At 42.8% G+C, this 11,488-nt stretch carries 22 protein-coding genes; 2 read left to right on the top strand and 20 right to left on the bottom strand.

Going from position 1 to position 11,488, the window contains the following annotated elements; translation table 11 throughout:
* Positions 1–396 (bottom strand): Arm DNA-binding domain-containing protein (locus F752_RS0122965; RefSeq protein WP_026135939.1); only part of this gene is annotated, 396 nt, incomplete at its 3' end.
* Between the two features lie 78 nt (positions 397–474).
* On the opposite strand from F752_RS0122965, the gene F752_RS26400 reads away from it, so the two are divergent.
* The gene (locus F752_RS26400; protein ID WP_017734093.1) at positions 475–642 is read left to right on the top strand and encodes a hypothetical protein; all 168 of its coding nucleotides are present in this window, start codon (positions 475–477) and stop codon (positions 640–642) included.
* Positions 643–817: 175 nt separating this feature from the next.
* Here the strand turns inward: F752_RS26400 and F752_RS25665 are convergent, their stop codons facing one another.
* From F752_RS25665 to F752_RS24985, 15 genes are all read right to left on the bottom strand, one after another.
* The gene (locus tag F752_RS25665; RefSeq protein WP_017734092.1) at positions 818–2,188 is read right to left on the bottom strand and encodes a DUF922 domain-containing protein; all 1,371 of its coding nucleotides are present in this window, start codon (positions 2,186–2,188) and stop codon (positions 818–820) included.
* Positions 2,173–2,796 (bottom strand): hypothetical protein, encoded by a 624-nt coding sequence (locus tag F752_RS0122955; protein WP_017734091.1) that lies wholly within the window; start codon positions 2,794–2,796, stop codon positions 2,173–2,175. Before F752_RS0122955 ends, F752_RS25665 begins: the two co-directional genes overlap by 16 nt.
* Before the next feature lie 4 nt (positions 2,797–2,800).
* Positions 2,801–3,061, bottom strand: a complete 261-nt coding sequence (locus F752_RS0122950; protein ID WP_017734090.1) for a hypothetical protein — start codon at positions 3,059–3,061, stop codon at positions 2,801–2,803.
* A 38-nt stretch (positions 3,062–3,099) separates the two neighbouring features.
* Positions 3,100–3,357: a hypothetical protein gene (locus F752_RS0122945; protein ID WP_017734089.1), complete on the bottom strand. Its 258-nt coding sequence runs from the start codon at positions 3,355–3,357 to the stop codon at positions 3,100–3,102.
* Positions 3,358–3,437: 80 nt separating this feature from the next.
* Positions 3,438–3,671 (bottom strand): hypothetical protein, encoded by a 234-nt coding sequence (locus tag F752_RS26395; protein WP_017734088.1) that lies wholly within the window; start codon positions 3,669–3,671, stop codon positions 3,438–3,440.
* Between the two features lie 16 nt (positions 3,672–3,687).
* Complete coding sequence (locus F752_RS0122935) at positions 3,688–4,053, bottom strand: hypothetical protein (RefSeq protein ID WP_017734087.1); 366 nt, start codon at positions 4,051–4,053, stop codon at positions 3,688–3,690.
* An 84-nt stretch (positions 4,054–4,137) separates the two neighbouring features.
* Positions 4,138–4,533 (bottom strand): hypothetical protein, encoded by a 396-nt coding sequence (locus F752_RS0122930; RefSeq protein ID WP_017734086.1) that lies wholly within the window; start codon positions 4,531–4,533, stop codon positions 4,138–4,140.
* The gene (locus tag F752_RS0122925) at positions 4,517–5,272 is read right to left on the bottom strand and encodes a class I SAM-dependent methyltransferase (RefSeq protein ID WP_017734085.1); all 756 of its coding nucleotides are present in this window, start codon (positions 5,270–5,272) and stop codon (positions 4,517–4,519) included. The genes F752_RS0122930 and F752_RS0122925 overlap by 17 nt, the downstream gene beginning before the upstream one ends.
* Positions 5,269–6,009, bottom strand: a complete 741-nt coding sequence (locus F752_RS0122920) for a DUF2071 domain-containing protein (protein ID WP_017734084.1) — start codon at positions 6,007–6,009, stop codon at positions 5,269–5,271. Before F752_RS0122920 ends, F752_RS0122925 begins: the two co-directional genes overlap by 4 nt.
* A 1-nt stretch (position 6,010) precedes the next feature.
* Positions 6,011–6,400 carry a DoxX-like family protein gene (locus F752_RS0122915; protein WP_017734083.1) on the bottom strand — a complete coding sequence of 130 codons (390 nt, stop codon included), beginning with the start codon at positions 6,398–6,400 and terminating at the stop codon, positions 6,011–6,013.
* 42 nt (positions 6,401–6,442) lie between these two features.
* Positions 6,443–6,934 carry a tetratricopeptide repeat protein gene (locus tag F752_RS24995; protein WP_152425279.1) on the bottom strand — a complete coding sequence of 164 codons (492 nt, stop codon included), beginning with the start codon at positions 6,932–6,934 and terminating at the stop codon, positions 6,443–6,445.
* Between the two features lie 33 nt (positions 6,935–6,967).
* Positions 6,968–7,453 carry an RES family NAD+ phosphorylase gene (locus tag F752_RS24990; protein ID WP_017734081.1) on the bottom strand — a complete coding sequence of 162 codons (486 nt, stop codon included), beginning with the start codon at positions 7,451–7,453 and terminating at the stop codon, positions 6,968–6,970.
* 2 nt (positions 7,454–7,455) lie between these two features.
* Positions 7,456–7,866: a type II RES/Xre toxin-antitoxin system antitoxin gene (gene parS, locus F752_RS0122900; protein WP_017734080.1), complete on the bottom strand. Its 411-nt coding sequence runs from the start codon at positions 7,864–7,866 to the stop codon at positions 7,456–7,458.
* A 42-nt stretch (positions 7,867–7,908) separates the two neighbouring features.
* Positions 7,909–8,154 (bottom strand): hypothetical protein, encoded by a 246-nt coding sequence (locus tag F752_RS0122895; protein WP_017734079.1) that lies wholly within the window; start codon positions 8,152–8,154, stop codon positions 7,909–7,911.
* Positions 8,155–8,214: 60 nt separating this feature from the next.
* Positions 8,215–8,655 (bottom strand): LytR/AlgR family response regulator transcription factor, encoded by a 441-nt coding sequence (locus F752_RS24985; protein ID WP_017734078.1) that lies wholly within the window; start codon positions 8,653–8,655, stop codon positions 8,215–8,217.
* A 250-nt stretch (positions 8,656–8,905) separates the two neighbouring features.
* On the opposite strand from F752_RS24985, the gene F752_RS26150 reads away from it, so the two are divergent.
* Positions 8,906–9,133 carry a hypothetical protein gene (locus F752_RS26150; protein WP_152425278.1) on the top strand — a complete coding sequence of 76 codons (228 nt, stop codon included), beginning with the start codon at positions 8,906–8,908 and terminating at the stop codon, positions 9,131–9,133.
* A gap of 115 nt (positions 9,134–9,248) precedes the next feature.
* On the opposite strand, the gene F752_RS0122880 is transcribed toward F752_RS26150, so the two are convergent.
* The 4 genes from F752_RS0122880 to F752_RS24980 form a co-directional block, all read right to left on the bottom strand.
* Complete coding sequence (locus F752_RS0122880; protein ID WP_236614063.1) at positions 9,249–10,157, bottom strand: HipA domain-containing protein; 909 nt, start codon at positions 10,155–10,157, stop codon at positions 9,249–9,251.
* Between the two features lie 89 nt (positions 10,158–10,246).
* Positions 10,247–10,576 (bottom strand): HipA N-terminal domain-containing protein, encoded by a 330-nt coding sequence (locus tag F752_RS0122875; RefSeq protein ID WP_017734074.1) that lies wholly within the window; start codon positions 10,574–10,576, stop codon positions 10,247–10,249.
* Entirely contained in the window at positions 10,573–10,776 is a 204-nt protein-coding gene (locus F752_RS26390) for a helix-turn-helix domain-containing protein (RefSeq protein WP_017734073.1), read from the bottom strand. The genes F752_RS0122875 and F752_RS26390 overlap by 4 nt, the downstream gene beginning before the upstream one ends.
* Positions 10,777–11,131: 355 nt before the next feature.
* On the bottom strand, positions 11,132–11,488 hold a 357-nt coding region (locus F752_RS24980), incomplete at its 5' end, for a tyrosine-type recombinase/integrase (protein ID WP_017734072.1).

The following is an 11,488-nucleotide window of genomic DNA, read 5'->3' as shown; positions in this document are numbered from 1 at the left end:
GGAACGATGGGCCCGTTTGGTTTCATACTCCAGCTGGTTATCCGTTTCTACCCAGGTATGCCAGAAGTCCGTAAAGCTCAGTGAAGCATCCTTTACCTGCAGCTGGTCCAGTGAAAGAGAGGAAAGCATCAGGGGCCGACCGGCTTTGGCTTCATTACGTTCATGGGTGCGGAGTTGCCCCAGGTATTCCTGCAGTTCCTCATTCAGTTCATCAGCACGAGGGTGGTGGTAACTGACCTCGCTGCGGCGTTCATCCCACTCTTTTGGTTTAAGGTAAATACCGGTGCTAATCCACTTTCTTTTCTGCTGATAATAAACCTGAATCTGGACAAGAGCTTCTCCATCTTTATTAAGTTTATTTTTCCGGTTGTAAACGAAGGTGTAGAGGGCTTTCATAGTCGGTGTATTTGGGTATCAAATGGGTATCAAACGGGTATCAAAACTTTAGTAAAAGTTGACTTTAGCTGAGGCCTTTTGATAAAACCAATACACAAAAAAGGCCTGATACCTACCCGTATCGGCCTTTTTAATTTATCGAAATCCACTAATAAGGTGCTGTTCGACCCGGAAAGAAAGCCACATTCAGCAGGCCTTAAAGTTCTCCTGGGGTCAGAATGGGCTATGACAGGCCCTGACTATTAATTAGGGCAAATTTGCTGGTTAATGAAGCCAACCAATCTTTCCGTAGGACATGATATCAAGCTGGGGATAAGCTACTCCTCTTTTCGGGCATTTTACATCCTATCCATATTAGAAGCGATACCCTCCTTTTTATAAACAGGTTTTAAAAATAAGAGAAGTAGAGAAAACACAGCTTCTAATTAGGGGCAATCCTTCCTGATTGTTTATAATACTGAAAACAAGGACTTAGAGCGTCTTTCTTCAACACATAACCAAACTCTAACCCAAATTCAGTATCTGGCAATACACTATCTGGTAAAATCAGCAGTTGTTCGACTGAGTCAGGTTTCCATTTGTACATCTCCTGTTCATTTATTACTGCGGCATTATAAACCACGCTATCCTCTGGATGGGCAATAATATCAAAGGCTATATAGAGATTACCCTCCTCATCCAGAAAGGGAGGTTTAAAATACGTGTTACTGGCCTCCTGCACACAGTAGGTAATTATTCCTTCTCCTTCCTCAGATACGGTTCTACTCGAATGAGCAAAATTAGTTTTCCCCTTTTTCTTTGCAGCTTTATTTATCCAGTAATCTCTGGAATCTATAAAACTTATCCCATCAAAAAAGCTGGTTTTAATTTGCTCATACCCTCTGTAAACGGAATCATAGGGTGCCATGGCTCTGGAAAAGAAAATCTCGTTTCCATAAAGGAAAATTCTATCCCAATACTCTTGAGTGAGTTCCTCATTTATTTTATTCACTTCCAAATATGGGTAACCCCAAATGGAACCCCACTTCCTGTTAACCTCCTGCACCGAATCATTTTTGAGGAAGGTATCATAATAGGATTCTACACCCTCCTCTGTTACACCTGTATGCTGATAGGAAGCAATCATAAAGGCCATTTTATAGCCCTTCATGGTAAATCCTCTGTACGCCACCGTACTATCATTTATCCCTGAAATTTGGCTGGTAGGTTTATAGAACTGTATGGATAAACCAGAAAGCTGATCCGTAATGATTCCATTATCTTCATAAGCCTGTAAAGAAGAATCTATTTTAAATTCCCAATAAGCCTGATTAGGTACTTTAAGGCTATGGTCCGTCTCTGCATCATACCTTTCCTGCATGGAATTCATTTCCTCCCCTATTTCGGAAAGTTTATTCTCTGCATCCTCCTTCGAAATATCACCTGTGGTCGATAAATAATCATTTAATTTTCTTGCATGGATTTCTGTGATATTAAAATGGTATTGCTCATGTCTTAGAAGGTAATCATCTTCTTCATATACCCATGACTCCACATCGTTCTGTCCTGCATAGGCGAAGTATCTCTCAGATTCCTCATTATAGTCAAGATGAATCCTACTGCTAACTGTTGCTGCATAGCGACTAAAAGGAACAGGTATATCTCTAAAGTCTTTCCATGTGAGCTGCTCCTCTGCATCCCACTTCTTTATAGTGGGCGTCCTGTAAAAGCTAGCCTGAAGAGCTGTGACAAGTACAGAAAGTAGCACAGAAAAGGACAGGATGGAGAATTTTGTCTTTACCAGATGTGCCATCCAAATAATTTTAGAATTCTACGGAAAACTGAGATGATGATCTCTACCAGTATAAACCAGACAAAAAATCCAAATGCTAAAGTTAAATCCACCTCTCTTCCTTCTGCATTGTGCCCCAGCACTAATGACATTATTCCAATTATAAGCACAAAACAGCTAATTGTCAGCAGATTTTGCACCAGTCTACCAACAAATAAATTCCTCCTTCTATGCTCTCTTTTATAGAAGACATGGCCGAGAAGACAGATAAAAACAGGAAGAAAAAAGATTATAAGTGTATAATTATCCTCTATTACTGGTACAGTATTTAAATATTTCAGGAGTTGTACAACAGAAGCAAAGAGGAAGGACAATACTACTGCGGAGGTTAATTCCCTATAGGAGAATGTTCTGAAATAGTCTCTATAAGTAAGATCATCCTCCTTTCTTTTTATAATAATAACCTTTTTTTCTTCAAATGGAAGAGGCAGGCTTTCTCCGTAATTTTCATCCAGCAGAAGGATAGCCGCCTTTACTGCATCATATTCAAATGCTCCATGATTAGAAACAATATCCAAAAGCTCCCTTCTGGACTTATCCTTGAGACGTTTCTTAAAATATTCAACCATTCTTCTAGACAGGTTCGGCTTTACAGTTCATTAGAGCTTCCGTAAATTCATCGCAATACTGGACGAATTTTCTAAGTCTTTTTGCTTCTGAAAGGAGTGCAGGAAAGGTAATCAGCATACTTTTCTTCTCCTGGTCCATTCTTAAGTAGAGGTCATTAAATTCTCTATACAGCCGTTTCGTAGGACCTGCTTCAAGGGCTTTGAGAATAGCTTTATCATTGGTACTTACCCAATATTCTTTAGCGGATTCTATCTCCACAGGCATAGGAATGCCATTTCCAAAAATTCTTCTCTGGAACCAGTTCAGGAGCGATTTTCCTCAAGGGTCAAATCAAATGGTGGAAATGAACTAAATGCCACTTCAAACTGCGTCTGAATAATGGAAGGCTCATTTACCCCTGATCCCCATTGATCAATTCCTTTGACTGTAACAATGCCATATGGAGTATACATTTTGATCCCAATCTTAAGGCTCTGGCTATCGAAAGGCCCCTCCAACTGAGCGTTAAATGTACTTGCTGCCTTTGACCAGACTTCTACCAGTTCCTGTCGGGAGTTCATGTAAAATATCTTTTAGGTTCTCTCAATGGAGAAAACAGATTAATGATCTTTGTGAATTTTTACTTCTTTTTTCATATCCTTTACTGGCTTTTTTCTATAATCCTTCTAAGGTGGCTGAAAGGAGATAAACCATAATAGCCTACTACTAAGAAAATAATGCCGACAAAGATCAATAAAGAACCTCCAAAACCTGAGAGCGAGTGGGTCCTACTATTAACCCCAATGGCAACCATGTCCTGAGAGATCATTCCAATACCCAAAGCAAGGAATACAATAGCGAAAATAAATCCAGTATAATTATTTTTTACTTTCATTAGTAGAATGCAAAGCTCACACTATATTCATTTTACCTCCTACTAATGTAAAGAGTGTTACAAAGCATAGAATGGCTACTATTATATTCCATGCAACTGAGGTTAACCATGATTCACTTTTTAATCGCTGCTCTGTCCTATGCTGTCTTTCAGGGTCAGAGAACAATCGGTATGATAAGTAATGCACTACTCCAAAGTAGATCAAATAAGGAATCATGGTTCCTTTTTTAATTCCCAGCTCAAAAATCAAATCGAGTGCAATGGAAGTCCAGAAAAGCAAAATGAAGGTGAGGACACCCGCTGCCCTTGGTACAGCAGAAAGACCCATGGCAATCGTTTTGGCGAACCTCCAAACCCGATAATTGATATAATCAATCAGCATGATGGCAGGAAACTATTTTTACTTGAATCCAAAATAATATTTTTAAAGTTATCATCCCTTCTCCACGTAGTAAAATTTCGATTATTACAGCCAGTAGGTTCCAAAAAAAACAGTGCTTAAGTAGGTCCACAGAAATATAAATACTACATGAACAGTAGTTTCAAACTTCTTCCCTTTCCACAGTTTAGAGGAGTACCCGACAAATTGAAAAACCAGCCTTACCACCCAAAAGATCCCCAGCCCAAAGGCTATTCTTTTTCCTAAAGGGGTACCTGCCAATTCATATGAGGAGGTCAGGCATAAAACGCCCATCAGCAGCACCACTAAGGCAATAAAAAAGGTATGGATGTACATCATCTGCCTGTTGATAAGACTTAAGGAGCTTAGTTCTTTGGACCAGTTAAAATATTTTGGGAAGATGATATGCATCACGCCCAGCAATATAAGAATAGCACCGACTATTTTAAGATGAAGCTCCATTTTTGACAAGTATAAAGGAGGATACAAACGGGGTGTGTTTTAGCTCTCTTTGGACAAGCAGGTAAGACTTACGGAATACCTTTTGCCATGATGCTAGCGAGTAAAAATGAAAAAAGCCAATGTTATAAGCGATAAAGTTCGGAACATCTCTTAAATGCTCTGTCACAACAATTTTTCCCGATGGTTTTAATATTCGCCTGAGTTCATTGAAGAACATTATCCTTTCCTCCATCTCCCTTATTTCATGAGCAGAGAAAAAGACAAATATATGATCAGCGACATTATCTGCTAAAGGTAAATTTGTGGTGCTCACTTTTAATGTTTCTGGAAAAAAGGGATATACCTTTCTTGCTCTCTTTATAGAAATTTCAGTATGCCTGATGGGGTCATAGAAATCCAGTACCGTGAGTTGTGCATCAGGATATCTTTTCCTTAAAAGCACACTGGTCTCGTCAAAGCCTGCATGAATATTAACCATGGATTGCTCCTCTTGTATCCCTGCTTTCTCCAGCCAGTCAAGCCTATAAAGCTTTGAGAGGTCATATACACAAAATGAAACTAATAAAGAGACTATAGAAGCCAGCAGAATCAGCCAGCACAGGGATATTAGATAGAAGCTAAGGGTGGAGCTACTGAGATGGGCAATGAAGTAAAGCAGTAAGACCAGCACAACTGACCCAACATAAAAATGCCAGTTGAACCTTATGATGTTCCATGTTCCCTGAAATGGCTTTCTCATTTACCCCAGCTTTCTGTTCTGCCCTTTTTCCAGTGATACGGAACATCTTTGATAATAAAGGCATTGGCCAATTTAGTACCCTTCAGACCCAGTGACTCAATATAGGAAAAGTGATGGTGCACTACTTCTATAGGCTGAGGTACCCAGTTTTGCCTTACCCCTTCAATAATCAGCACCTCCTGTGAGGGGGATAGGAAGGTAAAAGTAAAAGGCAGAGGCCCTGCATATCTTCTGGCCGCTTTCCAGTCGGGAAAAGGAGAATCCTGTGGCAAAGAAATATCTGGGGAAGCGTCAGAAAGCAAAACACTAAAATCGGATTTCTTTGACTTTATTTCTGTTTTTTGATGCTGGCAGACCTGCTGTATATCGGTGGTGGAATAGTTGTAGTGCGTAAAAATGCACCCCAACCACTCCATCTTTCTTTTATTTGTTTCTGACTTTAAGATGTAGAGGCCTCTGAGTCTCTTCCCTTTTTTATTTATGTACTTTACAAACACCCTATATCCTACCAGAAAAAAATCATTCCCAAAGATAGAGGGAAGTGCCTTTGGCTTAAGCCCCTTTGTGTCAACCATTGCCACTGCGATAAATGCCCATTGATCATTGTAGAGGTCCAAATCTAAACATGCAGGAATCAGAGGCTCCAGCTCCTCTTTTGGAACAGCAAAGGTTAAAACAATCGAGCTTTCAAAATAAGCTTCAACAGGAAAAGGGTGATTCTTGAGGTGATAAAACATGCTATACCTTTTGAGGGACCTGCCTTTGAAACCCAAATTCCTTATAATATACTACCCATATAAACAGCAAGGCAAAAACTGCATTAAACCTCCCCCACAATAACAGCTCAGGCACTACTACAAATTCTATTATATTCATTAGTGCAACAACTGAAATCTGTGCTATTGCATTCAGGCGAGGCTGAATACCACTGAGAATCCAAACCGCCATCCCCACTTCCGCTATTCCTATTATAATTGTTAGTGGTCCTGCAAACTCTTCTCCCAATATACTTTCGACTATCTGCTGATGACGGGGCACCATATTTAACACCTTGCAAAACAGACCATTCACCAGCCAGACTGCGGCAATGAAGTAAGTTAAGGATTTCTGGAGTTTAATAGTATGCATTTTATGAAGAGCACTTTTAGTATAGAATAGAGGGAAAAACCTTCAAATATTTGATGCAGCATTCAATAGTCTGAGTCCAGCTTTAGCAATGCCGCTTTCAGGAAACTCATTCAAAGTCTTCTCATAATATTCCCTGGCTTTACCCCCATCACCTACCTGACCATAGCAAAAAGCAATATTATTCAAGGCCATTTCTTTATAGCTCAATCTGGTAGAGCTTAATAAAGTTAAATAGCGATATTTATCTACCCAATCATTTTGCTTAAAGAATGAATAACTCTTCTCAAAGTAGTTAATAGCCTCATTATACTTTTCTTTTCTAATAAGGCTCATCCCTTTTCTGTGGTCACTAGGCACCAATGTTCTTAGCATAAAGGATACCCCTAAGTAAGTTGCTGCACCAAAAATCAAGGGATCACCTGTACCCGTCAAAAACCATAAGTAAATTACTGGTTTAACAAAAATTCCCCGGAAGCCCCCATCATTGAAAATCGTGCCGTTCTCCCGGGGCTGCTCAAAAACAGGAGCCAACACACCGGCGATAGTCCAGGCTGAGGAATACCTATTTTAGCTTTTATTTTTCTTCAGCAATTCCTTTTCCATGGCCACAAAGCGGTGATCGTAGCGGAAAGGCTCCCGCGCTTTAATTTTCACGGCTGAAAAATCCGGATGGCGTGCATTGAGCACGAAATTAAACTCCTCTGGCACCACCGCCGATGGGACTTTTAATAAAAGGGTCTTTCCCTCCTCATACCATTCGGCGCCCAGGGGCTGCGTCAGGCTGTAGCTGCTTTCCAGCTTCCAATCCTTCGGTAGTGCTGAGCGGGCGATTTCCGTACAGGGAACTCCCTCCGGCACCTCCAGCACCATCATGACAAAGGAAGCCCCCATGATGCCCTGTCCCATTTTGTGAACCATATTTTCAAGGGAAGCCAGGGAGCGGTTAGAGGCCGTATACACGACAAACTGCCCCTCCATATTCCAGCGGCCGGAATAGCCGGGTGCAAAAAGGCGGTCTGCAAACTTTTCGAAAACAATACGGTAGACTTCCATGCCTAAGCAGCATAGCCATGGGCAATGCGCAGCAACTGCTTTTCCACTTCCGTAATCCCTGAGATTGAATGCAGCAAGGCAATAGGCCGCTGGTTTTCCAGTCCGGGAGAAGGAATCTCCAGCCAGTCCATCAGCTCCTCACTACTGCCAAACAATTCCTCTCCCAGGGCAAAGAGGCGGTGCAATTTGAGGAGCTTTTCCGCCGCATCACTTTTAAACTTCTTTTTCGCGTTCCGGTAATTATCCACCGTCTTCGGGTCCAGTCCCAGCAGGGCCGCCAGCTCATCTTTGCGGAAGCCGGAGTGTTTTTGCAGGCTCACAAAATATTTGGCCTCCAGGCCTTCCGCTGCTTTTCGCACCAGGGCCAGGTTCTCCGGAATCACCAGTAATTCATCTTTTGTTGTCAGGCTCATAGGCTTATTCTTTTCCCTACCTCAATATACGGAACATTCCATTTATAAAACGAAAATTTCCGTATAAATAATTTCCTTCCTGCACACCAATATCAAATGACACCAATACTGTTTATCCTGTTTCCTGCCCCGCCAGCCCTTTTCCCTTTCCTTTAGAGAAGCCCTGCTCCTTCCCTGCTCCCTGGCTAAACCTATGTTGAATAAGGTATTTGTTGTAACAGGAGTCTTTTCATTCCATGAAGCATATCCACCGATTCTCCTGAAAAACGACTGGTTATCTTTTCCCAAAAGATAGCCGGAGTGTATAGTTATTACCTCTCTTTCTAAGCTGTGAGAAGTTTCTCCAGGTCATCTTTCGAGCTTTAATCTCATCAGCAGCTCATCGCGGTACGTGCTACCCAGTGGTATCTTTTCTCCTTTGATAGTCAGCTGGTGTACTTCAAGGGTATCAATATGCGCCAGAGCTACTACAAAAGATTTATGTACACGAACAAATGCGGATGCAGGAACAAGATTGAAGACATCATTCATATTTATTCTGATAAGGATCTTTTTACCTGTGGTATGTACTACCACATAGTTTCCATCCTTTACCAGATAAAGAATTTCCTCCAGCTTCACTTTATGGAAAAGGTTACCACTCTTTAAAAGAACAAATCCTGATGAGAGGCCGTCCTGCTGCTTCTGAGGAAGCTCCTGCTCCAGAAGATACTGTTTACAGGCCCTGTTAGCGGCCTTCAGAAAGCGGTCAAATTCAACGGGTTTTATCAGGTAATCGGTTGCCTCCATTCCCGTCAGCTACCGGAAGGGGAAAGAATAAAGGCATCACCCTCTTCCCTCCTTCCCTACTCTTCATAAGAAATCACAGGTGTTAAAGAGTGTTGTTTTGCTTCACCTGAGTAACTTCTCAACTCCGTAATTCAGCCTGCTCCTTCGACCTACCCTTCCATCTTATTGTCTACTTTTTTTCTGGCTTCGGTTCTATACGAGAGCACCCACCAATAGGCCTGCTTCACAACCTCCGGGGAAGTCTGCTCCCATGTGTAACTCGACTCCCTTCTCCAACCTCCTGAAAATAAACAGGAGAGCAGTGATCAGCCACGGACAGGCCGGCAGGAAAATGATAATGAGCAAAGGAGCTGCTCCCGGACTGTTGGTGGCGTGCAGAGTGGAAGCGGAAAGAAAGGGTTCGGAGCCTGCGGAGAAAACTTTCTTTTGGCTGGAGCGGGAGCAGCAAACCTGCCTTATCAGGGGTGATTTAGCTTAGCTGCTGATTTCAGCTCTAGGAGGACAGGTTAGCCTTTCCTCCATGTAGGCACCTGCAGAAAGTTTGGACGGAAGCCCAAAGCCAGACTTGCCTTCTATCCTCATCCCATACAGTCTTACTTCATAGACTTATCCACTGGCTCCTCAAACTTTAGTTCCAGGCGCGTCAGCTTATCCCTGTATAGCCTTAAATATTCTTCCTTAATTTCTTCTTTTAAAAAGGATCGGTCAATGATGGCTTTTACCAGGGGCTTCTCTTCCGCAAAGGCTCCAATGATCTTTTCGACTCTGGAGGGTTTGATGCCAAGCCCCTGTCCGAATAAATAAAAATCTTCATAGGTATAAAAACCATAAGCTTCATAAGCTTTGGAAAACTCCTCAAATAAAGAGAGCGCCATATCCGACTCATTGGGAGAATGAATGCGGGTGCAGAGCAGGTCATAGGCTGGCGTCAGCACATAATCTCCCTGGACTGTCTGGATAGCCGAAAAGTTCTTCACGTGCGCATCTCCATTTGAAAAAATATAATTGAACAGGATCAGACGCAGGAATTTCTCCACTTCGATACGATAGGCAGGAATATACTGGCGGATTAATTTACCCAGGGCTTCATAGGATAAATCGTATTTATAGTGAAGGCCATGCGATTCGGAAGTGATTTGGGCAATCTGGGCAAAGTCCTCCTGCAGGAACCTCCCTCCTTCCGGTTTCTGGTCAAAGCGTTTCACCAAATAGGCAGGGCTCCCGTCCCTGAAAAAAATGAGTGCATTGGCAGGAATATTCAGCTGATAAACCTGCCGGGCAATCTGCATGGTCAAATGCTCATTGGCCGGTGCCTGGTCCAGGTGCTTAAACTGCCCCACAGGCACTGGCTTCAGGAGGTACTGCCCCCCCTGATCCGTTAATTGCAGCTGGTCTCCCTCCAGTCTCAGAGAGTACTTTACCTGCACCCCGGAAATGGAAATCTTTCTGGTATGATCCAGGAATAGATCTGTTGATTCATGTGATGGAGAATCAAAAGGCAAATAAGGATCTACCTTCCTGCCTTCAAAGAGGAGCTTTCTGCATCGGTTACAGTAAGCTGATTCATTTGCTTTTAAGCAGCCAGGACAATTCATTCGTCTATCGTTTTAACCGTAATCGCCCCAATGGTATCTGCACCAGCCGTCCTGAGGAGCAGACTGAAATGGTCGTGTTCATCAATTTTCAGCAGCCGGCACTGGGTTTGTTTATTTACTCCTTCAGACAGGAGGCCAAAAAAGAAAGGGAATAAAGTCGGCGACTGGTACTCCAGCTGATGCTTTGGGAAAGAAAGGCTAATGGCGGGTGCCTCCGGATCTGCAAAATAATCAGGATGGTAGCGGAAAATATAAGTCCCTGCAAGGGTTTTCTCTAGGTATCCGGCCAGCACCTTATTGTGATACACCTCCGCTTTCCTGCTCATTTGATGACACTGATTTTTACTTCCAGCCCCAGTACCTCACAAAGTTTCAGCAGGCTGTTCAATTCCGGATTAGCGGTCCCTTTCTCAATTTCCCGCAGGGTACGCTCCGAAACCCCGGCGATATCCGCCAGGTCCTCCTGCTTAATTTTGAGGAAACTTCGCCGCTCCCTGATTTTTTGACCAATTTCTGTTGAACTCATGCCTATCGGCAACTCATTGCCGGTTTCAGACAAATATGAAGCACAGAAAGCAAATAAACAAGCAAATCGGTAAAATATTGCCGGTTTACTTGTTTTTGAGGGAGAAATAGAATGCATACCAGATAAACCGGCAGTAAAGTTCCGGTATGCTTAAAGGGATGAAAGTTTTTGAAAAGACTTGCCTTCATCAAAATTCAACAGCTTAACAGTAACCTTTTTTTACCGCCTCATCTAAGAGGTAACTCCCTTTATGAAAGCCATGCTTGCTTATCCTTTAGCTTCAGAGTGCCTCCTGAACCTTTTACGGATTCTCCTGCCTTTTCGAAAAACGGAGAAAGCTTCCCGATCAATTGGATTAGCGATCCCACTGCACTGCTTTTAGAGCTTTCTTTACGGCTTCCTTGCGAACTTTCCCATAGATCTGGGTGGTGCGGATGTTGGTATGGCCGAGAATCTGCTGCACGACTTCGTAGCTGAGTCCCATGTCCAGCAGCAGAGTGGCGCAGCTGTGGCGTCCCATATGGAAGGTCAGATTCCGCTTCAGCCCTGCCAGAAAGGCAAGCTGCTTCAGACAGCGGTTGACATACTGATTGCTGAGGTTCCCGAACAGCTCCTGCCCCTCTTTCTTCAGGTACTTTTTCACGATCTGTTCGGGCTTACGGTTAAAGAGCAGGTAGATGGGAATCAGCACATCTGTTTTGGTTTTGTGCTG

The organism is Nafulsella turpanensis ZLM-10 (genome assembly GCF_000346615.1).
GTDB lineage: Bacteria > Bacteroidota > Bacteroidia > Cytophagales > Cyclobacteriaceae > Nafulsella > Nafulsella turpanensis.
Note: the sequence above shows the minus strand (reverse complement) of the source record. Positions and strands in the feature narration are given on the sequence as shown.